We start from the raw sequence: 23,419 nt of genomic DNA, 5'->3' as shown, positions 1-23,419 counted from the left end.
TCCACTTTTGGGCGACATGCATCAGATGTCGTGCTTGCGAATATTTTTGAGCATTTTCAGAAGCGTCGCGATGAGCGCGGAATATTCGGCATCGTCGACATCGTCGAACATCGCCTCGAACGCGTCATGCATGGCCGGCCAGGCGCGGGTAAATTCGGCCCGGCCTTCATCGGTCAGGAACACATGGCGGATGCGGCTGTCGGTGACCCCTTGCTCGCGCCGTACGAATCCCTGGCCCTCCAGAGTGTCGAGCGTGCGGCTCAAAGTTGACTGCTCGATCACCGTATAGATCGATAGGTCGTTAACGGTGACGCCGTCGGTGACCGACAGCACGGCGAGCGTGCGCACCTGCGAAATGGTCAGGCCCTGCTTGCGAAAATCATCGCGAAGAGTGGCGTTGTAGCGGCCCATGATGCGGTTCATCAGATAGGGCGCGAATTGCTGCAGGCCGATCTGGCCCAGCGTCGAAATGCGCTCGCGCTTTTCGGAGAGCTTCTGTTCCATTACAGCCTCCCCGCCAGCAGGAAACCGGAGCCGCCGCCAAGGCCGGCACCGGGATGGGTCGAGGCACCGATATGGTAGAGGCCCTTGATGCCGGTCTGGTGGTTGCGGCTGGTCTTGAACGGCCGCCACAGGAAGGACTGATCGATAGTGGAGGAACCGCCGTACGGATCGCCACCGACCAGATTGATGTTCATCGCTTCGAGATCGGCCGGCGAATAGGCGCGGCGCGCGATGATGCTGTCCTTGAAGCCATCAATGTGGCTGGCGAGGATCGTTTCGGCACGGTCGGCGTAGCCCTCGCGCAACTCGGTCGTCCACTGCCCGTCGGCCGGTGCCTGCAATTTGCCGGCGGCATCGCCCTTGATGTGGCGGGGCGCCTCGGGCAGTTGCAGCCACAGGATCGCCTTGCCCTCGGGGCAGCGCGAAGGATCGAGCGCATGCGGCTGGCCGACACAGATGGTCGGCACCTCGGGCAGCATGCCGCGCGCCGCTTCGTTGCAGGCTTTCGAGACGCCATCGAGCCCCGGCGTCAGATGCAGCAAAGCCACCTTGTCCAGCCCTTCGCCGCGCCATACCGGCGGTCTGTCGAGGGCATAATGGATCTGAAAGTTGCCCTTGCCGTGGCGGTATTTCCGCGTCGCCTCGACATCGGCTTTGGGAGCATCCGTGCCGAGAAGGCGTCCGTAGAGCTGCGTCGGCGTAACCGAGCAGATGACGCTCTTCCTGGCATGGACCATCTCGCCCGAGGCCAGCCGCACGCCGGTGGCGCGGCCGCCGGCCAGGATGATGGAGGCAACGTCGGAGTCGGTGGCAATGACGCCGCCGTGCTCGGTGATGAGCGCCTCGAATGCGGACAGCAGGTTCTTCGTCCCGCCCTTGACGATCGGCGCGCCTGCCGCCTCCAGCGCGAAAGCGATGACCTTGGCGATCTGGCCGGAAAAGGCATCCTCCGGGCCAAGCCCTGCATGCAGCACCCACGGCGCCCAGAGCGCACGGATGGTTTCGGACTGGTAGGTGCTCTCCAGCCAGCTGCGCGCCGGCACCAGGGCCTCACCCAGAAAGGCGGCAAGGCCGCGCGGACCGCGCCGCCAGGCGTCGCCCGCCAGCAGCTTCGCGGTCGGATAAGACCACAGGCTGCCGCCGAGCAGGCCGAACAACAGGCCTGCATTGCGCTCGACGCCAGCGACATCCTCCGCATGGCGATCGCCATCGCCCGCGGCGATCGCATTGATTGCCGCGACATTGGCGGCGCGGTCGGTGCTGAGCACCGCATGGCTGCCGTCCGGCCGCAGCACGCCGGTCGGCGTGCGGGTATGGCAGAACTCCAAGCCGTGCCGCGCAAGGTCGGCACCAAGTGCCGCGAAGGCCGGCGAGGTGATGAACAGCACGAAGGTCGTCGCCATCACGTCATGGATGAAGCCGGGCGCGGTGATCTCCTCGGTGCGCACGCAGCCGCCAATGCGGTCGTTGCGTTCAAGTACAAGCACCTTGGCACCCTTGGCGCCGAGCATCGCCGCGCAGACCAGCGCGTTGATGCCGCTGCCGACGATGATGTGATCGGGCGCTTTCATCGACCGCGCTCTGGGGGGTGGGATTTGGTCAGAGGCGGGCGCCGTAGAGCGCTGACGCTCCAGGACGGCTGCCTCGACTTCACCATCACATTACCCGCGTGCATGATCTTCTCCCGAAGACCCACCTCGCCCTAGTTGCCCGATACCAGCGCCAGTGCGCGGATCGGGCTGCCGGTGCCGTGCTCGATCTTGAGCGGCGCGGCGATCAGGATCGCGCCCCTCGGCGGCAGCTGGTCAAGGTTGCAGAGGCTGGCGAGGCCGTAGCGGTTGGCCTTGTGCATCAGCGTGTGCGCCGGGAATGGCGGCTCCATGCCCCCGGCCTTGCCGGCATCGGTGCCGATGGTCTCCGAGCCCCAACCCTTGATGTCCTTGCTGATCAGATACTGGATGGCTTCGGCCGTCGGGCCCGGCGTGTGCGGACCGGTCTCGTTGGCGTTGAGGAATTCGGCTTCCGAGCCGTTGCGCTTGTACCAGTCGGTGCGCATCACCACCCATTCACCCGCATTGATGGCGCCATGCTCGGCTTCCCAGGCCTTGATGTGGTCGACGGTGAGGAGGAAGTCGTGATCGGCGGCCGCTTCCTTCGAGCAGTCGATGACATTGACCGGGCCAACGAAATTCTGCGCCGGAATGGTGTCGGTGGCGCCGTCCGGATAGTCTTTACCGCTGATCCAGTGCTGCGGCGCATCGAAATGCGTGCCCGAGTGCTCGCCGAGCTTCAGCCAGTTCCATGCCCACCAAGGACCGTTCTTGTCATAACGGGAGATGTTATGGATCTCGACCTTCGGCGTGTCGACCGCGAGTTCCGGCGGCAGCTTGATCAGCGGCGTGTCGGGTCCGAGCGGCGCCGACAGGTCGACCACCTTGATGGTGCCCGAAAGCAGCTGGCCGGCGACTTCGCCGAGGAGTTTTTGCGTGTCCATGGTCTCTGTTCCCTCTTTTCGGTAATGATCAAGGCTCGTCTCGGCCCTTAATATCCTACTAGACGAAAACATATGCATCTGCAATTATCTTTAAGCATAAAGGAAATGGGAACGGGGCGTGAGCGAGTTCGACGCCATCTTTGTCGGGGCGGGCCACAACACTTTGGCATGCGCAGCGCATCTGGCGCTCAAAGGCTGGAAAATCGGGATTTTCGAGCGCAGCGCTACCATCGGCGGCGCCGTCCAGACCCGCGAATTCACGCTTCCCGGCTTCCGTCACGACTTCGGCGCGATGAATCTGAGCCTGTTTGCCGGCTCGGCCTTCCATCGGAAATATGCAAATGAATTGAAAGCGCAGGGGCTGGAGTTCGCGCCCGTCGCCGATTGTTTCGCCAGCGCCTTCCCTGACGGACGCTGGTTCGGTGTCAGCAACGACCTGGAAAAGACCGCCGCCCGAATGACAGCGTTCTCCGCCGCCGATGCCGCGACATGGCGCAGGCTGGTCGCCGCGTTTCCGGCTGAAGCCGAGCATCTGTTTCGCCTGCTGGGCTCTCCGATGAACGCCCGCGCGCTTGCCGGTACGGCATGGAACCTGTGGCGCAGGAAAGGCATGTCCGGCGCGCTCGACACGGGGCGCTTGCTGCTGTCGTTGCCGCGCGCCTGGCTCGAGGAAAACTTCGAGTCGCCGCATGTGCGCGCAACGCTCGCCACCTGGGGCATGCATCTCGACTTCGCCCCCGACATCGCCGGCGGCGCCGTGTTCCCTTATCTGGAATCGATGGCCAACCAGAGTTTCGGCATGGTGCTTGGCAAGGGCGGCGCCGACACCATCGTCCGCGCCTTGTCGGGCATGGTGACGTCAGCCGGCGGCAAGATCGTCACCGGGGCCGAGGTGGCCGAAATCACGGTTTCCGGCGGCAAGGCGACCGGCGTGCGGCTGGCTTCCGGTGAGACCCATACGGCGACCAGGGCGGTCATTGCCGGCGTTGCGCCCAAGGCGCTGACCGGCAAGCTGCTGCCCAATGGTTCGGGCGACGCCAGGTTCGACACGGCGATGCGAAAATTCCGCCACGCGCCCGGCACGATGATGATCCACCTGGCGCTCGACGACCTGCCGGACTGGCGCGCCGGGGCGGAGCTTCGGCAGTTCGCTTATGTGCATCTGGCGCCATCGCTCGACCAGATGTCGCGCACCTATCAGCAGGCTATGGCCGGCATGCTGCCGGACGAACCGGTACTAGTCGTCGGCCAGCCGACGGCGATCGACCCGTCACGCGCGCCTGCGGGCAAGCATGTGCTGTGGGTGCAGGTGCGCACGCTGCCGGCAGAGATCCTCGGCGACGTCGCCGCCAAGATCGCGCCGGCCCATTGGGATGAGGTGAAGGAGGCCTACGCCGACCGGGTGCTCGACATCATCGAAACCTATGCGCCCGGCCTGCGTGCGAAGATCCTTGGCCGCTCGGTGTTCTCGCCGATCGACCTCGAGCGCGAAAACCCTAACCTCGTTGGCGGCGACCAGATCTGCGGCAGCCATCATCTGGCGCAGAATTTCCTGTTTAGGCCGGCGCGAGGTTATGCCGGCTGGAACACACCGGTCGCCAATCTGCACCTGACCGGCGCCGCGACATGGCCGGGTGCCGGCACCGGTGCTGCGTCGGGCTTCATGCTCGCGCAACAGCTTGGCGGGAGGTAGCCCGACGGTTTCATGGAGGCGACGAGAGGCAAGGCGCTGCTGCCCGCGAAGCCGGTAAAGATCGACTGACGTTGCCGCGTAAAGACAACAATCAACAAGGGGAACGACCATGACAATCAACAGACGTGACTTGCTCGGATACAGTGCCGCGGCACTTGGCGTGGCCGCGGTCGGCTTGCCGAACATCGCCAAGGCCGCCGCCGACGAACTGACCATCGCCTACAACGTCAACCTGCCGTCCTGGGACCCGACCACCGGGCCTTCGGCTGTCAATCCGACCATCCAGGGCCTTTACCAGTCGGTGTTCGACCAGTTCATCCCGCAGAAGCCTGACCTGTCCTTCGCGCCGGGCCTGCTGACCGAATGGGGCTGGAACGACGACCGCACCAAGGTGATGATGACGGTGCGCGAGGGCGTGAAATGGCATGACGGTTCGCCGTTCACGCCCGAGGACGTGGTCTGGTCGCTGCAACGCGCTGGTGACGAGAAGACCGGCAACCCGATCCAGTTCGTCTGGAAGAACGTCAACAACTTCAAAATCGACGGCAACAAGATCACTGGCGACGTGGTGCAGTTCGACCCGGTCTATTTCAAGTGGATGTCGTTCCTGACCGGCTACATCATGCCGAGGGCCTATTACGAGAAGGTCGGCGCCGAAGGCTTCGAGAAGGCGCCGATCGGCACCGGGCCCTACATGGTCGACAAGTTCGAACGCAACGCCTTCCTGCGGCTCAAGGCCAATCCGAACTATTGGGGCGCCAAGCCGGCCTTCGAAAATGTAACGATCAAGTTCGTCACCGACGCGGCGAGCCGCGTGGCCGAAATCGAGTCCGGCTCTTCGCAGGTGACGCTCGAAATCCCCTATGAGGAATACGACCGGCTGATCGCAAAGGATGGGCTCGCCGGCTCGATCAAGAACGTTTCCGACATCGGCATGATCTTCTTCAACGATATCGAGGCGATGCTAGACAAGAATGTCCGCCAGGCGGCCGTGATGGCTGTCGACAAGGAGCTTCTGGTCAAGCGGCTGCTGCGCGGCTACGGCCAGCCGCTCTCCACGCTGGAAACGCCGGAATATGCAGCCTACGATGCGTCGATCAAGGTCGAGCACAATCCGGACAAGGCCAAGGAGTTGCTTGCCGCTTCCGGTTATTCGCCGGAAAAGCCGGTCAAGTTCACGATCCAGACCACCAAGGGCTTCAAACCCAAGGACTATGAGATGATCCAGGCGATCGTCGGGATGTGGCGCAAGGTTGGCATCGAGGCGACGATCGAAGTCTACGAAATCGCCAAGCACTACGAACTGCGCGCCGCCGACAAGCTGGCACCGGCCGCCTTCTACAATTGGGGCAACGCCATCGGCGACCCGACCACCTCGACCGGCTTCGCGATGTATGGCCCGAGCCCACACTCGGTCTGGGACAGCCAGGACCTGATCGACATGATCAACCCGCTATGGGGCGAAAAGGAGGAGGCCAAGCGGATCGCCGGCTGGAAAGCGGTCGACAAGTATATCGCCGAGCAGGCCTATGTGCTGCCGCTGATGCAGTACGCGCAGCCGATCGTGCATGCCAAGGGCGTCAAGGTCGTGCAGCATATTTCCGGCGCGCTGCTGCCGGCGCTGATGACCCCGGCCTGATCGCCAGCCTTGCACCTGCCGGTCTTCACCCGGCAGGCCCCCTCATCCGGCCGCTTCGCGGCCACCTTCTCCCCGGTGGGGAGAAGAGACTGGCTCAGCCGTCTTTGACCTCTTCTCCCCTCCGGGGAGAAGGTGGCCGCGAAGCGGCCGGATGAGGGGGAGTTCCTCAGACTGATTAGGCCCGCATGTTGCTGCAAAGGTTCTTCGTTCGTCTGCTGACGATGCTGATCACGCTGTTCGGCGTGGCCGTCGTCGTCTTCGTGGTCATCCGCGTCGCCCCCGGCGACCCGATTGCCATGATGCTGCCGCCCGGCGCCACCGATGCCGATATCGCCCGCTTGCGCGCGCTCTACGGGCTCGACAAGTCGATCGTCGAGCAGTTCTTCATCTGGCTGTCCGGCGTCGTCAGGGGCGATTTCGGCACCTCGATCTCGCTCCGGCAGGACGTGCTCGGGCTGGTCTTCAATCGGCTGCCGGCGACGCTGGAACTCGCCATCGTCGCGCTTGTCATGGCGGTGGCGATCGGCGGCACGACGGCGATCCTCGGCGCGCGCGAGCGTGGCACGGCGGTCGAGGCCGGCATCGACATCGCCAGCGGCGCGGCGCTCTCCATTCCCGATTTCCTTTGGGGCTTGGTGCTGATCCTCTTGTTCGGCGTGCTGGTGCCGATTTTCGACATTTCCGGCCGCGTGTCTCCGCAGCTCGACCTGCCCTTCGTCACCCAGTTCTATTTCTTCGAGAGCCTGCTTCGGCTGCGCTTCGACCTGACCTGGGATCTCCTCAAACACATGCTGATGCCGGCGGTCGCGCTGGCGCTGCCGCTGGCAGCGATCATCTCGCAGTTGCTGAAACAGTCGCTGAAGGAAGTGCTCGATCTCGACTATGTCGTACTGGCCCGGGTCAAGGGCTTTTCGGAAACGCAGGTCATCCTGCGAGAGGCACTGAAGAACGCTGCCCTGCCGACGCTGACCCTGGTCGGCGTGCAATTCACTTTCCTCATCGGCGGCACGGTCATCGTCGAGCGGCTGTTCTCCTATGAAGGACTCGGCAACATGGCGATCGACGCCGTCATCAACCGCGACCTGCCGCTGATCCAGGGCATCGTGCTGGTGTTCGCGCTGCTGTTCGTGCTGATCAACCTCGCCGTCGACATGATGTACGCGCTTCTCAATCCGAGGCTGCGCCATGGATAAGTCACACACGTCCAGGCGCAGACGGAGCCCCAGGCTGTGGCTCGCCGGCGGCTGGCTGCTGCTGGCACTGCTGGCGGCGATCTTCGCGCCGCTGGTCGCGCCGCAAGATCCGCTGGCGCAGGATTTGATGCTGGAGCGGCTGCCGCCCTTCTGGCTCGATGGCGCCGAGCCCGGCTATTGGCTGGGGACCGACAGCCTCGGCCGCGACCTGCTCTCCCGGCTGATTTTTGGTGGCCGCATCGCCTTCATCGTCGCCTTCGCCGCCGCGATCGCCGCGTGCCTCGTCGGCTCGACGCTTGGGCTGATCGCGGGCTATTTCGGCGGCTGGGCCGACCGCATCGTCTCGCGCGTCGTCGACATCTGGATGGCGTTTCCGCCGGTGCTGTTCGCCATCCTGCTCGTCGCGGTGCTGGGCACCGGCCTTGGTTCCGTCATCCTTGCCATTGCGATCATCGACTGGACGCGCTTCTGCCGGGTGATCCGCGCCGAGGCCATGGGCCAGTCGCGCATGGACTATGTCGAGAATGCCCGCATCGCCGGTTATGGCCGGGTCGGCATCATGCTGCGCGAAGTGCTGCCCAACGTGGTGCCGTCGATCGTGGCACTGCTGTCGCTGGAAATGGGCATCGCCGTGATCGTCGAGGCGATCCTGTCCTTCGTCAACCTGTCGATCTCGACCGATGATCCAACCTGGGGCGGCATCATCGCCGAGGGTCGGCTGTCGATCCATCAGGCGTGGTGGGTGCTGGTGTTCCCGCTGGTCACGCTGATCCTCACCGTGCTGTCGTTCAGCCAGTTCGGCGAGGCGCTGAAAACGCGTTTCGATCCGGTGCTGCGATGAACGCCTGTCTAGACATCGCCGGTCTGAGCGCCGTGCTGCCGAACGGCCAGCGCGTGCTGCGCTCGGTCTCGCTCTGCGTACAGCCGGGCGAAGTGCGCGCTCTGGTTGGCGAAAGCGGCGCCGGCAAGACCATGATCGGCAAGGCGGTGCTCGGTGTCCTACCGTCGAGCGTTCGCGTCGTCGAAGGTGCCATGCGGCTCGAGGGCGAAGACCTCGGCAGGCTCCAGCCCAAGGCACGGCGCACGCTGATCGGCGCACGCACGGCGCTGATCCCACAGGACCCACTGACCGCGCTCAACCCGTCGCGCCGCATCGGCCCGCAGATGACCGACCGGCTGGTGCGCATTCTCGGCTGGAGCGGCGAGAGGGCCGACACCCGCACCCGGCAATTGCTGGACGAGGTGCAGATCCGCAACCCCGAGCGCGTGCTGAAGAGCTACCCGCATGAACTGTCCGGCGGCATGCGCCAGCGCGTGCTGATTGCCGCCGCCTTCGCCGCCGAGCCCCGGCTGATCGTTGCCGACGAGCCGACCACGGCGCTCGACGTCACCGTGCAGAAACAGATCCTGCGCCTGATCGCGCAGTTGCAGCGCGAGCATGGCACGGCGATCCTGTTCGTCACCCACGATCTCGGTGTCGTCGCCAAGATCAGCCAGAACGTGTCGGTACTTTATGCCGGCAAGGTTGTCGAGGAGGCCGAGACGGCAGCGCTCTTCGCCGCACCGCAACACCCCTATACGCGGGCGCTGATGGCGGCGACGCCACGCTATACCGACCCGTTCGCCTCGCTGAAACCGGTGGACGAGACGGTGATGGCAGGACTTGCCGCCGAGATCGCGGCGGCGGACCAGGCATGGAGGCGTCCGCATGGCTGAGCCGCTTCTTTCCGTGCGCGGGCTGAAGGTCGCCCTGCCCGACATGACACGCAAGCCGCTGGTCGGCCGCGCGCCGATGGCCGAGATCCTGAAGGGCCTGGATTTCGACCTGCCCAGGGGATCGGTCACGGGCATCGTCGGCGAGTCCGGATCAGGCAAGTCTACCCTCGGCCGCGCCTTGGTGCGGCTGCTGGAGCCGAGCGCCGGCAGCGTCGCGTTCGATGGCCGCGATATCACCCATCTGTCCGAGACGGAGCTCAGGCCGCTGCGCCGCGACCTGCAGATGATCTTCCAGGACCCGATGTCGTCGCTCAATCCACGCCGCACCATTGCCAGCATCATCGCCGCACCGCTCAAGCAGAACGGGCTTGGCGACAATCTGAAGAGCCGGGTCGCCGAGGCGCTGCAGCGGGTCGGCCTGCCGCAGAGTTTCGCCAGCCGCTACCGCCACGAATTGTCGGGCGGCCAGCGTCAGCGTGTGGGCATTGCGCGCGCGCTGGCGCTGTCGCCAAAATTCGTCCTGGCCGACGAGATCGTCTCCGGTCTCGACGTGTCGACGCAGGCGCAGATCCTCACCCTGCTGGAGAAGCTTGCCGTCGAGATGGGTCTGACCGTCGCCTTCATCAGCCATGATCTGTCGGTCATACGGCGGCTTTGCCGCCAGGTGATCGTCATGCGCGAAGGCAGCATCGTCGAAGCCAGCGCCACGGACGCGCTATTCGACAATCCCAGGGAGGCTTACACACGAGACCTGCTTGCCGCGATTCCGCTTCCCGAGATCGACGCGGACTGGCTGCAGCCGCCCGCATAAGACTTTTCGTCCCGCACACCGAAGAGCGGACCCGCTCTTGTTCGGCTCGATCGATGCGGCGTCGTCGGCTACGCTTGCAAGACGTCAAGCCTGCCATCGAAGCCCTTGGACAATCATTTCGACATAAAACTTTAAGCTTGAAATATATTGCCGCCGGCGCGATACTGAAGCCATAGCAAGCGAAGAGGAGATCGCACGAATGAAGGTTGCGGTTCTCGGCGGCGGACCAGCCGGCCTCTACTTTGCCATTTCGATGAAGCTCCGGGATGCCGAGCACGATGTGACGGTGTTCGAGCGCAACCGCGCGGACGATACGTTCGGCTGGGGCGTTGTCCTGTCGGCCGAAACGCTCGACAACCTTGCAAAGAACGACCCTGTCAGCGCCGTCTGGATCAAGAAGCATTTCGCCTATTGGGACGACATCGCCGTCATCCATGACGGCGTGCGCACGGTCTCGTCAGGCCATGGTTTCTGCGGCATCGGCCGCAAGCGGCTGTTGATCCTGCTGCAGCGCCGCGCCCGCGAGCTCGGCGTCAAACTGATGTTCGAGACCGATATCGCCGATCCCCGTCCCTACATGGAAACGCATAATCTGGTGGTTGCCGCCGATGGACTGAACTCCAGGGCGCGCAACACCTTCGTCGATATCTTCAAGCCCGACATCGACACGCGCAAATGCAAGTTCGTCTGGCTCGGCACCAACCAGAAATTCGACGACGCCTTCACCTTCATCTTCGAGAAGACCGAGCATGGCTGGGTGTGGGCGCATGCCTACCAGTTCGACAGCGACACGGCGACCTTCATCGTGGAATGCAGCGAACAGACCTGGGCTGCCTTCGGCTTCGGCGCGATGACACAGCAAGAATCGATTGCCGTGTGCGAGCGCATCTTCGAAAAACATCTCGGCGGCCATGCGCTGATGACCAACGCCAACCATATCCGGGGTTCGGCCTGGATCAATTTCCCACGCGTGCTGTGCGAGCGCTGGTCGTACAAGAACCTCGCGCTGATGGGCGACGCGGCGGCATCGGCGCATTTCTCGATCGGTTCCGGCACCAAGTTGGCGCTGGAAAGTGCCGTGGCGCTGGCCGAGTATGTCGAAACCGAACCGGACCTCGATGCCGCTTTCCGCAAATATGAGGATGCCCGCCGCACCGAGGTGCTGAAGCTGCAATCGGCGGCGCGCAATTCGCTCGAATGGTTCGAAGAGGTCGAGCGCTATCTCGGGCTCGATCCGGTGCAGTTCAACTATTCGCTTTTGACCCGCTCGCAGCGCATCAGCCACGAGAATTTGCGGCTGCGCGATGCCGAATGGCTGGGCGGCGCGGAAGAATGGTTCCAGCGCCAGGCCGGCGCCGGAGGCAACAGGCTGCGCCGCGCGCCGATGTTCGCTCCCTTCAAGCTGCGCGACCTCAGGCTCAACAACCGCGTCGTCGTCTCGCCGATGGCGCAGTACAAGGCCGTCGATGGCTGCCCGACCGACTGGCACTTCACCCACTATGCCGAGCGGGCCAAGGGCGGCGCCGGCCTCGTCTATATCGAGATGACCTGCGTCAGCGCCGAAGGGCGCATCACGCCCGGCTGCCCCGGCTTCTACGCGCCCGAGCACGAGGTGGCATGGAAGCGCCTGGTTGATTTCGTCCACACCGAGACAGAGGCGAAGATCTGCGCCCAGATCGGACATTCCGGCGCCAAGGGCTCGACCCGTGTCGGCTGGGAAGGCACAGATGTGCCGCTGGCCTCCGGCAACTGGCCTGTGATGGCGGCTTCGGCGGTGGCTTGGTCGCCTGACAATCAGGTGCCGAAGGCGATGGACCGAGCCGACATGGATAGGGTGCGCGACCAGTTCGTGGCCTCTACCGAAATGGCGCAGCGCTGCGGCTTCGATATGCTCGAAATCCACGCCGCGCATGGATATCTCCTGTCGTCCTTCATCACTCCGGTCACAAACCGACGCACGGACGAATATGGCGGTTCGCTTCACAATCGCATGCGCTATCCCCTCGAAATCTTCCATGCGGTGCGCGCCACATGGCCGGCCGAAAAGCCGATATCGATGCGCATTTCGGCCAATGACTGGGTCGGCATCGAAGGCGTGACACCCGCCGACGCAGTCGAGATCGCGCGGCTGTTGCACGAAGCCGGCGTCGACATCTGCGACGTCTCGGCCGGCCAGACCTCGGCGTTGGCCAAGCCGGTCTATGGGCGCATGTTTCAGACGCCGTTTTCCGACCGCATCCGCAACGAGGTCGGCATGGCGACGATGGCGGTCGGCAACATCTACGAACCGGACCATGTCAACTCGATCCTGATGGCCGGCCGCGCCGACCTGGTGGCGCTGGCCCGGCCGCATCTCGCCGACCCTTACTGGACGCTGCACGCGGCGGTGACGCTCGGCGACCGTGGCGTGAAATGGCCGGATCCCTATCTGCCCGGCCGCGACCAGCTCTACCGGCTGGCCGAGCGCGATGCCGCCGCGGGGCTGAAGGTATGACGACGTCTGCGACACTCCCCGGCAAGCACGCGCTGGTGACCGGTGGCGGATCCGGCGTCGGCCGGGCCGTGGCGCTGGCGCTGGCTGGCGCCGGCATCGACGTGACGATCTGTGGCCGGCGTGAAGCGGAACTTGCCAAAGTGGCAGGCGAAAGCGATCGCATCTTCGGGATCGCCGCCGACGTCACGGATGAGGCGGCGATGGCATCGCTTTACCAGACGGCCGAAGCCGCACGCGGGCCTTTCGACATCGTCGTCGCCAATGCCGGCATGGCCGGCAGCACGCCGGCGCACAAGACCCCGCTCGCCGACTGGCAGCGCACGCTCGACATCAACCTGACCGGCGCTTTCCTGACGGTGAAGCCGGCGCTGGCCGGCATGGCCGCGCGCAAGGCGGGGCGGATCGTGTTCATCGCCTCGACGGCAGGGCTCAAAGGCTACGCCTATGTCGCGCCCTACGTCGCTGCCAAGCACGGCGTCGTCGGCCTGATGCGGGCGCTCGCAGCAGAGACGGCGAAGTCCGGCGTCACCGTCAACGCCGTGTGTCCGGGCTTCGTCGAGACCGACATGCTGGAGGAGTCCATCCAGCGCATCATCGAAAAGACCGGGCGCTCGGCGGAGCAGGCGCGAGCAAGCCTCGCCTCGACCAATCCGCAAGGCCGTTTCATCCAGCCGCGGGAAATTGCCGAAGCCGTGTTGTGGTTGTGTGGCGATGCGGCGCAATCGATCACCGGACAGGCGATTTCGATTTCGGGAGGTGAAACATGGTAGCCGGCCCCCTGCCCGTGCCATCGGGACCCGGCAAGGACCGGCTGCGTCTTTGGATCAGGCTGCTGCGCGCATCACGCACGATCGAGGCCGAATTGCGGGAGCGCCTGAAGAAAGAATTCGACACGACGCTGCCGCGCTTCGACGTCATGGCCGCCCTCTACCGGGCGCCGGAGGGTATGCTGATGAGCGACCTCTCGCGCTTCCTGCTGGTGTCCAACGGCAATGTCACCGGCATTGTCGACCGGCTGGTATCGGAAGGGCTCGTCGCCCGCGCGCGCCGCAATGGCGACCGCCGTACCTCGATGGTGCGGCTGACCGACGAAGGCTCGAAATCCTTCGCTACAATCGCCGCCGCCCATGAAGGCTGGATCGGCGAATTGCTGGGCAAGGTCAGCGAGGACGATGCACGCCGGCTGACCGGCATGCTGACCTCGTTCCGCAGCAACTGGGAGGGACGCGAATGACCAAAATGGCAGGTCTCAAGCCACAGCATTTCCTGTGGCAGGTCGAGGGCAGGATCGCGAAGATCCGGCTCGACCATCCCGAGCGCAAGAACCCACTGACCTTCGACAGCTATGCCGAACTTCGCGACACGTTCCGCGATCTCGTCTACGCCGACGATGTCGACGCCGTGGTGTTCCTGCCCAATGGCGGCAATTTCTGCTCCGGCGGCGATGTCCACGACATTATCGGCCCGTTGGTCAGGATGGACATGAAGGAACTGCTCGCCTTCACCCGCATGACCGGCGACTTCGTCAAGGCGATGCTGAATTGCGGCAAGCCGATCATCGCGGCGGTCGACGGTGTGGCGGTCGGCGCCGGCGCCATCATCGCCATGAGCGCCGACATCCGCGTCGCCACGCCGGAAGCCAAGACCGCGTTCCTGTTCACACGCGTCGGCCTCGCCGGCTGCGACATGGGCGCCTGCGCGATCCTGCCGCGCATCATCGGCCAGGGCCGCGCCGCCGAGCTGCTCTACACCGGCCGCACCATGACGGCTGATGAAGGCGAGCGCTGGGGCTTCTACAATAGGCTGATAGCGGCGGAAGCGCTCGAGGCCGACGCGCTGGAGATGGCGACCCGCATCGTCTCCGGCCCGACCTTCGCGCACGGCATCACCAAGACGCAGCTCAACCAGGAATGGTCGATGGGGCTGGACCAGGCAATCGAGGCGGAAGCCCAGGCGCAAGCGATCTGCATGCAGACGCGCGATTTCGAGCGCGCTTACAACGCCTTCGTCGACAAGCAGAAGCCGGTGTTCGAGGGCAATTGATGGGTGACAAGAGTTTTCTCAACTGGCCGTTCTTCGAGGACCGCCATCGCGAACTGGCTGAGCAGCTCGATGCATGGTGCGCCAAGAACCTGCCGGTCGATCACCATGACGTCGATGCCGCCTGCCGCGAACTGGTGGCCAGGCTCGGCAGGGATGGCTGGCTGAAGCCGACGGCGCTCGACACCGACAATCCCGGACCGCTCGACGTCCGCGCCTTGTGCATCACGCGCGAGACGCTGGCGCGCCATGACGGGCTGGCCGATTTCGCCTTCGCCATGCAGGGGCTCGGCACTGGCGCGCTCAGCCTGTTCGGCACCCCGGAACAGCAGCGATGGCTGGCAAAGACACGGGCCGGCAAGGCGATTTCCGCCTTCGCCCTGTCGGAGCCGCGCTCGGGCTCGGATGTCGCCAACACCGAGATGACGGCAATACGCGACGGCGACGACTATCTTCTCACCGGCGAGAAGACGTGGATCTCCAATGGCGGCATTTCCGATCTCTATGTCGTCTTTGCTCGCACCGGCGAGGCGCCGGGCGCCAAGGGGCTTTCCGCCTTCCTGGTGCCGGGCGACGCCAAAGGCCTTTGCATTGCCGAACGTCTCGAAGTGATCGCACCGCATCCGCTCGCACGCCTGTCCTTCGACAAGGTCCGCCTGCCGGTTTCTGCGCTGATCGGCAAGCCGGGCGACGGCTTCCGGATCGCCATGTCGGTTCTGGACGTGTTCCGCTCGACCGTCGGCGCGGCGGCACTCGGCTTTGCCCGCCGGGCGCTCGATGAAAGCATCAAACGCGTGGCCGAGCGCAAGCTGTTCGGCGCACCGATGGCCGAGTTGCAGATGGTGCAGGGCCATGTCGCCGACATGGCGCTCGACGTCGATGCGGCGGCGCTGTTGATCTATCGCGCCGCCTGGACCAAGGACATGGGCGCCGCGCGGGTGACGCGCGAGGCGGCGATGGCCAAGCTGTTCGCCACCGACAAGGCTCAGGAGGTGATCGACAAGGCGGTGCAACTGCATGGCGGAGACGGTGTTCGCAAAGGCCACATCGTCGAGAGCCTGTACCGCGAAATCCGTGCGCTGCGCATCTACGAGGGCGCATCGGACGTGCAGAAAGTGGTGATCGCGCGGCAAGTGATGGGCGCGGCCTGAGCAGGTCGTGACCACGGACTGAATTGTTTTCGACACGGATATTGCGGACCCGATATTGGATAGGCGGAGAGACGACATGCACGAGATCCTGCAGCCGGAAGGCTGGGCAAAACCGGTCGGCTACGCCAATGGCGTGGCGGCGCGCGGGCGGCTCGTCTTCGTCGGCGGGCAGGTCGGCTGGAACGGGCAATGCCGGTTCGAGACCGACGATTTCGCCGGCCAGGTGCGGCAGACACTCCAGAACATCGTCGCGGTCCTGGCCGAAGCCGGCGCGGAGCCACGGCACATCACCTCGATGACCTGGTATTTCACCGACAAAGCCGAATATCTCGGTAACCTCAAGGGGATTGGCGAGGCCTATCGCGAGGTGATCGGCCGGCATTTTCCGGCGATGGCCGCCATGCAGGTGGTGGCGCTGGTGGAGGACCGCGCCAAGGTGGAGATCCAGGCGACCGCCGTCATTCCGGAATAAGGAATTCGTCTGCCCGGAATATTTACTCGCGAAGTCCCGCCTGCCTCAGCAGAGGCAGCACGTGGTCGCAGAAATAGGGCAGTTCCTGCGTGTAGTTGACGAAGGACAACGCGATGCCCTGATAGCCGTGCGCGGCGATAGCGGCCATCTCGGCGGCGATCATCTGCGGCGTTCCAATCAGCGGATAGGTGCCGGCGCCGCCGGCGAAACGCTGCCGGTAGCAGTCATAGGCGTGCGGATCGTGCGATTGCGAGAATTCCTTCTTGCCGGCCATGTGCGCATCGACCGCCTCGTGATCCGCCAGATCGACGGCATATCTGTTATAATAGGCCTGCGCCTCTTCCATGGTCGGGCGGCAGACGACATGCGCCACGGTGTAGACGCCGACCTCCCGGCCAGCCTTGTCGGCCCGCTCGCTGATGTCGTCGACATGCCTGCCGGCATCGCCCATCTCGGAAAAGGTCGTGAACAGGTAGTCGCAATGGGCCGCAGCGAAATCGCGGCCCGGACTGCCGAAAGCGGCGTTCATGGTCACCGGGCGCGGAACCTGCAGGCTGGCAGGCCGGCTGACCGCCTCCTTGAGGTGATAATAGGTGCCTTCATAATCGAGCGGCTCCGCCGACGCGTAAAGCTTCTCGAGAATTTCGATCCATTCCGCCGCCTGGTCGTAACCCTTCTCGACCAGCGGCGTGCCGAACATGCCGAATTCCTTCGGGTTCCAGCCGCAGACGATGTTCAGGCCGGCACGGCCCTGGCTGATATGGTCGACCGTCGCCAGCGCCTTGGCGGCATAGAGCGGATGCACCAGCGGTACATGCACGGTCATGAACAGGCCGATCCTGTCGGTGGCTACGGCGAGTGCTGCCGCCCAGGTGAAGGTCTCGAACGATCGCTCTCTCACGTTGTTGCGGCCGCCAAAGCCGCGCCAGCGAGCGATCGGCAACATAAACTCCAGCCCGGCGCGGTCGGCGATCTGGGCTGCCGTCAGATTGTCGTGCCAACTCGCCGTCCAGCGTTCCGGGACATCCGAGATGGCAAGACCACCATCGGCGTTGGTCGAGAAAACGCCAAGCTTGAGTTTGTTGGAGCCGTGCAACGGATGTGCTTTGTTCATGTCGCGACCTCCCGGCGAAGATCGCACGCTACGGCTCCGCGAGAATATTTCAAGCATGAAATAGCTTCGCCCCGCGCTGGTTTGCCGATATGAATTTGGCGGGTTGAGAGAAGGGATGGGGCATGAGCGAGTTCCGCCAGAAGTGCATCGGCAAGGCCAACCTCGTCGGGTGCTTCGCAGCAATTCCTCACCCCGTCGCGGTCGAGGTGCTGGCGCTGTCCGGCCTCGACTTTATCTGCATCGACTGGGAGCATGCCCAGATCTCGCGCGACACCATCGAAACCATGGTGCGCGCCGCCGATGTCCATCGCGTGCCGGCCATGGTGCGGGTACCAGGCCATGCGCCGGAAGCCATCCAGGCCGCACTCGACAGCGGCGCGCAGGGCGTTCTGATCCCACGCGTCTCGACACCGGCACAGGCGGCGATGGCCGTGAAGGCGTCCCGCTATCCGCCGCTGGGCGAGCGCGGCGTCGGACCAGGCCGCGCGGCCGGTTATGGCTACCGCATTCCCGAATATCTGGCCGGCGCCAATGACAGCATCGTCGTGGCGGTGCAGGTCGAGACCTCCGAAGGGCTAGCCAACATCGACGCGATCGCTGATGTCGACGGCGTCGACGTGATCTTCGTCGGCCCAGGCGATCTCTCCGTGTCGATCGATGCGATCGGGCCGAAGGGCGCCGACAAGCTCACGGATGCGATCGGCAGGATCGTCGGCGTGACGACCGCGCACGGCAAGGTCCCAGGCATATTTTGCGCCAGCCCGCGGACCGTCGGCCAATGGGCAGCCGTCGGCGCCAGCTTCTTCGTCCTGGCCAGCGATACGATGTTTCTCGGCGCGGGCGCCGCGGCCAACTATGCCGCCGCCCGAAACGAACCGGCGAGGGAAGGCCCGCGCTAACGCCCTTTCGAGCAAGCCAGAAACTTTTTAAGCTTAAAACTTTTGCTTGAAAAGCGCGGCGCTTTGGATAAGCATTCGAGATCGATGGCAGCTGTCGGGCTGTAGGGTTTTCCGAGGCGGTTCGTCGTGCTGTTCCGGGTGGGAAGGGTTTCAGTCCTTGTCGTTTGTGCTGCCCCAGTCATCGTCCAGCACGCGCCGTGCTTTCGATGGTGCGCGCCCCGATCCGCAACCTGCATACCGAGACCATGCCAACCTTTCGCGCGTCAATGCGTATGCGACCGCGCCGAAATCGCCGCCGCGCTCGAGCGCATCATCGCCACCATGAATTGACGACCCGCTGGGAGGCGGGACGGCAAGAACCCGTGCGGGGCAGCCCGCCCGATCGACAACCAGAGGGAACACCCCAGAGGGACCACCAATGAAGCTTACTCGTCGCAATCTCATCCTGCTCGCCGCCGCCATCGGCATCGCTGCCGGACCAGCCACCGCCTATGCCGCCGATGTGCTCAATGTCGGCGCCTACCCGACCAACCCGCCCTTCGAATACAAGAACGCGAGCGGCACCTTCGAGGGTTTTGAGGTCGACATCGTCAACGAAGCGGCCAAGCGCGCCGGCATGACCACCGATATCGCCGATCTCGGCTTCCAGGCGCTGTTCGCCGCGACCACCTCGAAGCGCATCGACGTCGCCATCTCCTCGATCACCATCACACCGGAGCGGCTGAAGTCGCAGTCCTTCACTCAGCCCTATTATGATTCCGACATGGGCATCGCCACCAAGACCGACAGTGCGGTCAACACTGAGGCCGACCTCAAGGGCAAGGTCGTCGGGGTGCTCTCGGGCTCGACCGGCGAGACATGGGTCAAGGCGCATCAGGAAGCCGACGGCTTCAGCGACGTGAAGGGCTATGACACGCAGCAGAACCTGCTGCTCGACCTCAGCGCCGGCCGCATCGACGCCGCCGTCAGCGACATTCCCGGCATGGAGTATTCCTTCACCAAGATGAAGGACCTGACGGTCAAGCAGCGCATCAAGACCGGCGAGCAATACGGCCTGATGATGACCAAGGATCATCCGCTGCTCGGCAAGCTCAACGACGCGCTGACGGCGATGAAGAAGGACGGCACCCTGGCCGCCATCCACAAGAAGTGGTTCGGCAGCGACGCGCCGGCCGATTCCTCCACGGTCAAGGAAATGCCGCTGCCGAAAGCCTGAGCGGCGGCCGACAGCCGGAAGGCGTGCCGGTTTCAAAAGGGTCGGCACGTCCCCTTTTTCACCCATAACCTTCCCGGGACGAGCATCCGTTCGGCAAAGCCGATCTTGATTTTCCGGGTCGGCCCTGGCGTCGGATGACGCAACACCGTTCGGGAATGCTCCGATGTCGCTGATCGACACTTTCTTCAATGCCGACGTCATCGCGTCGAGCCTGCCGGCGCTGCTGCGCGGCTTCCTGAACACGCTGCTGCTCGGGCTGCTCAGCATCGGCATAGGCATTCCCGTCGGGCTGGTGATCAGCCTGCTGCGGCTCTATGCGCCGAAGCCGCTGCGGTGGCTGGCGGTCGGCTACACCGACATCTTCCGCGCCCTGCCGGTGCTGGTGGTGCTGATCCTGATCTATTACGCGCTGCCTTTCCTCGGCATACGCCTGTCGTCCTGGGCGTCGGCGGTGACCGCGTTCGCCATCATCATGTCGGCCTATTCGGCCGAAGTGTTCCGCTCCGGCATAGAGAGCATTCCGCGTGGCCAGTTCGAGGCCTCGCAGGCGCTTGGCCTGCCGTTCCTTTTGACCTTGCGCAAGGTGGTGCTGCCGCAGGCGGTGCGCGTCGTCATACCGCCGATGACCAGCAACTGCGTCTCGATGTTCAAGGACACTTCGCTGGCTTCGACCGTGGCTTTGCCGGAACTCTTGAAGGAAGCGACCAACGCGCAGTCGCTTTATGCCAACCCCTCGCCGCTGATCGGCGCGGCACTGGTCTATCTCATCTTTCTTTGGCCGATGGTTCGTCTCGTCAGCCTGCTTGAAGTCCGCTTCAAGGACGAGAAGGCCCGCTAGACACCCACCACCCCGCAGCACTTCGCAGGAGACATCCTTGAGCAATCCCCAGGCCACCGGCGGCTTCCCCGTCCACACCATCCGCGCCATGTTCCCCGCCCTGCGGCGGGCCGGCGATTTCATCTTCATGGACAACGCCGCCGGGGCGCAGATCCCGCAGAGCGTGCTCGACGCGGTGACCAACCACCTGGTCTCGCACAATGTGCAGCGCGGCGGCCGCTACGGCCGCAGCGTCGCCGTCGACCAATCGGTCGCCGATGCTCGCGAGAGCGTCGCCCTGCTGATCAATGCCTACAGCCCGGCGGAAATCTGCTTCGGCATGAACGCCACCTCGTTCATCCGTCTTGTCAGCCTCGGCATCGGCCAGATGCTTGGAGAGCGCGACGAGATCGTCATCACCGACATGGACCACGACGCCAACATAGCCACCTGGCTGGCGCTGGAATCGGCTGGCGCCAAATTCAAGTGGTGGCGCATGCGCGAGGATGGCAACCTGCATGTCGACGACCTCAAGCCGCTGGTTTCCGACCGCACCCGGCTTGTCGCCTGCACGGTGACGGCGCATTCGATCGGCTCCATCGTCGATGTCGCCTCGGTGGGTAAAATCGCGCATGCCGCCGGCGCCGAAGTGTTCCTCGACTGCGTGCATTACGGGCCGCATGGGCTGATCGACGTGCAGGCCTGGGACTGCGACTATCTCGTTTGCTCCGGCTACAAGAATTTTTCGCCGCATATGGGCTTCCTGTGGGGCCGCTTCGAGGCGCTGAAGCGGCTGCCCACTTTCCGCGAGGACTTCATCCCCAACGAGCCGCCCTATAAGGTCGAGGCCGGCACCTTCATCTACGAGAACGTATCGGGCATGGATGCCGCCGTTCAGTATCTGGAACTGATCGGCCGCAATCTTGCCCCCTCCAACAACCGCTCGCGGCGCGAAAACATCGTCGCCGGCATGGGTGCCATCCGCGACTACGAGCTGGTTCTGGCGCGCGAGATGATGGGCGTACTGAAAGGGTGTGGCGCGACCATCTATGGTGTCGCCGACGAAGCCCGTATCAACGAGCGCGTGCCGACCTTCTGCTTCAACATCGGCACGCTGTCACCGCAGAAAATCGTCGAGGAAATGGCCGACATGCAGATCGGCATCCGCGACGGCCACATGTACGCGCCACGGCTGATGAAGCGCCTCAACCTGTCGATGGACAGCGGCGCCATCCGCGCCTCGCTGGTGCACTACAACACGGTCGAGGAAATCCACAAATTCGGCGAGGCGCTACAGACTATCATCGCCAAGCTGTCGTGACCGAATGGTCACAGCGGGAGGCCAAGGCGTTTAGAGATTCAGGTCAGGCCGAGTCGAGAGTGGCGGATTCCGAGAACCGGAGCGGAGCGTACTTAAGTACGTGAGCACCGGAAGCGCAGGAAGCTGCCATTCGCAGGCCGGCCTCACCTGAATATCGACACGCCGACTCAGGCCGCCTTCTTCTTCGCCAACCTCGCCTTGATGCTTGCCACGTCGGCGCGCGGCGTCGCGGCGAACAGGGTCCTGGTGTAGCTGTGCTTGGGGTCGGCGAAAACTTCGTCGCGCGAACCATATTCGACCGCCTCGCCCAGATACATAACCATGACGTCGTCGGCGATGTAGCGCACGACGGACAGGTCGTGGCTGATGAAGACGTAGGTCAGCTGGAACTCGTCCTGCAGGTCGGCGAGCAGATTGAGCACCTGCGCCTGCACCGAGAGATCGAGCGCCGAGACAGGCTCGTCCAGCACCAGCAGGCTCGGGTTGACCATCAGCGCGCGGGCGATGGCGATGCGCTGGCGCTGGCCGCCCGAGAACATGTGCGGATAGCGATTGTAGTGCTCATGACCGAGACCGACCTTCTTCAGCATCTTCATGGCGAGGTCGCGCCGCTCGGCCGCCGGTTTGTCGGTGTTGATGAGCAGCGGCTCGCCCAGCACGTCGCCGATCTTCTGGCGCGGATTGAGCGACCCGTAAGGATTCTGGAAGACGATCTGCACCTTGCGGCGCATCTCCTTCGACAGGCCGCTCTTGGCGATGTCGACCTTCTTGCCGTCGATGAAGAGCTCGCCCGCTGTCGCCGGATCGATCAAGGTGATGATGCGGGCGAGCGTCGACTTGCCGCTGCCGCTTTCGCCGACGATGGCCAGCGTCTTGCCCTTGTCCACGTTGAAGGAGACGTCCTTGACCGCATGCACGGTGCGCGGTCCGGTGAACAGGCCGCCGCCGACATGGTAGTCGCGCACGATGTTCTTGCCTTCGACGACCCTGGTCATGCGCTGGCTCCCGACGGCGCCGGCTCGAACAGCATGTCGGACACGGTCGGCAGCCGGTCGCCGACGGCATTCTCCGGCAGCGCCGACAGCAGAGCGCGCGTGTAATTGCTCTTCGGCGACTGAAACAGCGACAGCACGTCCGCCTCTTCCATCTTGCGGCCCTTGTACTGGACGATGACGCGGTCGGCGGTCTCGGCCACCACGCCCATATTGTGGGTGATCATGATCAGGCCCATGCCGTATTTGGCCTGGAGCGAAACCAGCAGGTCGAGGATCTGCTTCTGGATGGTGACATCGAGGGCCGTCGTCGGTTCGTCGGCGATCAAAAGCTTCGGATTGCAGGCAATGGCAATGGCGATCATGATGCGCTGGCATTGGCCGCCCGACATCTGGTGCGGGAAGGAACCCAGCCGCAATTCCGGATCGGCGATGCCGACCAGCTTCATCAGCTCAATCGCGCGTGCCCGGCGCTGGGCGCGGTCCATGCCCATGTGGAAGCGCAGCACCTCCTCGATCTGGAAACCGGCGGTGAAGCACGGATTGAGGCTGGCGATCGGTTCCTGGAAGATCATTGAGATGTCCTTGCCGACGATCTTGCGCCGCTCGGACGGGCTGAGCTTCAGAAGGTCGATGCCATCGAAGGCCATGCGGTCGGCCTTGACGGTCGCTGTGTTGGGCAACAGCCCCATCACCGCAAGCATCGACACCGACTTGCCGGAGCCGGATTCGCCGACGATCGCCAGCACCTCGCGCGGCTCGATCGAAAGGTCGATGCCTTGCACGGCCATGAACGGGCCGGCGGCGGTGTCGAAGGAAACGGTGAGGTTCTTGATCTCGAGCAGGGACATGC

General features: G+C 64.2%; 22 protein-coding genes. 16 read left to right on the top strand and 6 right to left on the bottom strand.

Annotated elements, in window-relative coordinates:
- Nucleotides 1-21: 21 nt before the first annotated feature.
- The 3 genes from LB556_RS13105 to LB556_RS13095 all read right to left on the bottom strand — a co-directional run bounded on the left by LB556_RS13105 (nucleotide 22) and on the right by LB556_RS13095 (nucleotide 2,998).
- The gene (locus tag LB556_RS13105) at nucleotides 22-504 is read right to left on the bottom strand and encodes a MarR family winged helix-turn-helix transcriptional regulator (protein WP_224567646.1); all 483 of its coding nucleotides are present in this window, start codon (nucleotides 502-504) and stop codon (nucleotides 22-24) included.
- Nucleotides 504-2,075: a phytoene desaturase family protein gene (locus LB556_RS13100; protein ID WP_224567644.1), complete on the bottom strand. Its 1,572-nt coding sequence runs from the start codon at nucleotides 2,073-2,075 to the stop codon at nucleotides 504-506. The genes LB556_RS13105 and LB556_RS13100 overlap by 1 nt, the downstream gene beginning before the upstream one ends.
- Before the next feature lie 131 nt (nucleotides 2,076-2,206).
- Nucleotides 2,207-2,998, bottom strand: a complete 792-nt coding sequence (locus LB556_RS13095; protein WP_224567642.1) for a cyclase family protein — start codon at nucleotides 2,996-2,998, stop codon at nucleotides 2,207-2,209.
- Nucleotides 2,999-3,116: 118 nt separating this feature from the next.
- Here LB556_RS13095 and LB556_RS13090 point away from each other — a divergent pair, with 118 nt between their 5' ends.
- The 12 genes from LB556_RS13090 (at nucleotide 3,117) to LB556_RS13035 (ending at nucleotide 16,207) form a co-directional block, all read left to right on the top strand.
- A complete protein-coding gene (locus tag LB556_RS13090) occupies nucleotides 3,117-4,691 on the top strand; it encodes a phytoene desaturase family protein (protein ID WP_224567640.1) in 1,575 nt (524 codons plus the stop codon).
- A 109-nt stretch (nucleotides 4,692-4,800) separates the two neighbouring features.
- Entirely contained in the window at nucleotides 4,801-6,330 is a 1,530-nt protein-coding gene (locus LB556_RS13085) for an ABC transporter substrate-binding protein (protein ID WP_224567639.1), read from the top strand.
- 185 nt (nucleotides 6,331-6,515) lie between these two features.
- Nucleotides 6,516-7,523 (top strand): ABC transporter permease, encoded by a 1,008-nt coding sequence (locus tag LB556_RS13080; protein WP_224567637.1) that lies wholly within the window; start codon nucleotides 6,516-6,518, stop codon nucleotides 7,521-7,523.
- Nucleotides 7,516-8,364, top strand: a complete 849-nt coding sequence (locus tag LB556_RS13075; protein WP_224567628.1) for an ABC transporter permease — start codon at nucleotides 7,516-7,518, stop codon at nucleotides 8,362-8,364. The genes LB556_RS13080 and LB556_RS13075 overlap by 8 nt, the downstream gene beginning before the upstream one ends.
- Nucleotides 8,361-9,239 (top strand): ABC transporter ATP-binding protein, encoded by an 879-nt coding sequence (locus tag LB556_RS13070; RefSeq protein WP_224567626.1) that lies wholly within the window; start codon nucleotides 8,361-8,363, stop codon nucleotides 9,237-9,239. Before LB556_RS13075 ends, LB556_RS13070 begins: the two co-directional genes overlap by 4 nt.
- A complete protein-coding gene (locus tag LB556_RS13065; RefSeq protein ID WP_224567624.1) occupies nucleotides 9,232-10,050 on the top strand; it encodes an ATP-binding cassette domain-containing protein in 819 nt (272 codons plus the stop codon). Before LB556_RS13070 ends, LB556_RS13065 begins: the two co-directional genes overlap by 8 nt.
- 199 nt (nucleotides 10,051-10,249) lie before the next feature.
- On the top strand, nucleotides 10,250-12,544 hold the full coding sequence (locus LB556_RS13060) for a bifunctional salicylyl-CoA 5-hydroxylase/oxidoreductase (protein ID WP_224567622.1): 2,295 nt from the start codon (nucleotides 10,250-10,252) through the stop codon (nucleotides 12,542-12,544).
- On the top strand, nucleotides 12,541-13,314 hold the full coding sequence (locus LB556_RS13055) for an SDR family NAD(P)-dependent oxidoreductase (RefSeq protein ID WP_224567620.1): 774 nt from the start codon (nucleotides 12,541-12,543) through the stop codon (nucleotides 13,312-13,314). Before LB556_RS13060 ends, LB556_RS13055 begins: the two co-directional genes overlap by 4 nt.
- Nucleotides 13,308-13,778, top strand: a complete 471-nt coding sequence (locus LB556_RS13050; protein WP_224567618.1) for a MarR family winged helix-turn-helix transcriptional regulator — start codon at nucleotides 13,308-13,310, stop codon at nucleotides 13,776-13,778. Before LB556_RS13055 ends, LB556_RS13050 begins: the two co-directional genes overlap by 7 nt.
- Nucleotides 13,775-14,587 (top strand): enoyl-CoA hydratase family protein, encoded by an 813-nt coding sequence (locus tag LB556_RS13045; protein ID WP_224567616.1) that lies wholly within the window; start codon nucleotides 13,775-13,777, stop codon nucleotides 14,585-14,587. The genes LB556_RS13050 and LB556_RS13045 overlap by 4 nt, the downstream gene beginning before the upstream one ends.
- Complete coding sequence (locus tag LB556_RS13040; RefSeq protein ID WP_224567614.1) at nucleotides 14,587-15,735, top strand: acyl-CoA dehydrogenase family protein; 1,149 nt, start codon at nucleotides 14,587-14,589, stop codon at nucleotides 15,733-15,735. The genes LB556_RS13045 and LB556_RS13040 overlap by 1 nt, the downstream gene beginning before the upstream one ends.
- 76 nt (nucleotides 15,736-15,811) lie before the next feature.
- On the top strand, nucleotides 15,812-16,207 hold the full coding sequence (locus LB556_RS13035) for a RidA family protein (RefSeq protein ID WP_224567613.1): 396 nt from the start codon (nucleotides 15,812-15,814) through the stop codon (nucleotides 16,205-16,207).
- Between the two features lie 22 nt (nucleotides 16,208-16,229).
- Here the strand turns inward: LB556_RS13035 and LB556_RS13030 are convergent, their stop codons facing one another.
- A complete protein-coding gene (locus tag LB556_RS13030) occupies nucleotides 16,230-17,321 on the bottom strand; it encodes an LLM class flavin-dependent oxidoreductase (protein WP_224567612.1) in 1,092 nt (363 codons plus the stop codon).
- Between the two features lie 122 nt (nucleotides 17,322-17,443).
- Between LB556_RS13030 and LB556_RS13025 the strand changes: the two genes are divergently transcribed.
- From LB556_RS13025 to LB556_RS13010, 4 genes are all read left to right on the top strand, one after another.
- Nucleotides 17,444-18,220, top strand: coding sequence for an HpcH/HpaI aldolase family protein (locus LB556_RS13025; protein WP_224567611.1), 777 nt, complete (start codon nucleotides 17,444-17,446; stop codon nucleotides 18,218-18,220).
- A 418-nt stretch (nucleotides 18,221-18,638) separates the two neighbouring features.
- Nucleotides 18,639-19,436: an ABC transporter substrate-binding protein gene (locus LB556_RS13020; RefSeq protein ID WP_224567610.1), complete on the top strand. Its 798-nt coding sequence runs from the start codon at nucleotides 18,639-18,641 to the stop codon at nucleotides 19,434-19,436.
- 163 nt (nucleotides 19,437-19,599) lie between these two features.
- On the top strand, nucleotides 19,600-20,274 hold the full coding sequence (locus LB556_RS13015; protein WP_224567609.1) for an amino acid ABC transporter permease: 675 nt from the start codon (nucleotides 19,600-19,602) through the stop codon (nucleotides 20,272-20,274).
- 37 nt (nucleotides 20,275-20,311) lie between these two features.
- Nucleotides 20,312-21,574, top strand: coding sequence for a cysteine desulfurase-like protein (locus tag LB556_RS13010; RefSeq protein WP_224567608.1), 1,263 nt, complete (start codon nucleotides 20,312-20,314; stop codon nucleotides 21,572-21,574).
- Nucleotides 21,575-21,741: 167 nt separating this feature from the next.
- On the opposite strand, the gene LB556_RS13005 is transcribed toward LB556_RS13010, so the two are convergent.
- The gene (locus tag LB556_RS13005; protein WP_224567607.1) at nucleotides 21,742-22,569 is read right to left on the bottom strand and encodes a dipeptide ABC transporter ATP-binding protein; all 828 of its coding nucleotides are present in this window, start codon (nucleotides 22,567-22,569) and stop codon (nucleotides 21,742-21,744) included.
- On the bottom strand, nucleotides 22,566-23,417 hold the full coding sequence (locus tag LB556_RS13000) for an ABC transporter ATP-binding protein (RefSeq protein ID WP_224567606.1): 852 nt from the start codon (nucleotides 23,415-23,417) through the stop codon (nucleotides 22,566-22,568). Before LB556_RS13000 ends, LB556_RS13005 begins: the two co-directional genes overlap by 4 nt.
- Nucleotides 23,418-23,419 lie beyond the last annotated feature (2 nt).

It is taken from the genome of Mesorhizobium sp. ES1-4, from assembly GCF_020164745.1.
Classification (GTDB): domain Bacteria; phylum Pseudomonadota; class Alphaproteobacteria; order Rhizobiales; family Rhizobiaceae; genus Mesorhizobium.
The sequence above is the reverse complement of the archived record's forward strand: the minus strand, read 5'-3'. Positions and strand labels throughout refer to the sequence as shown.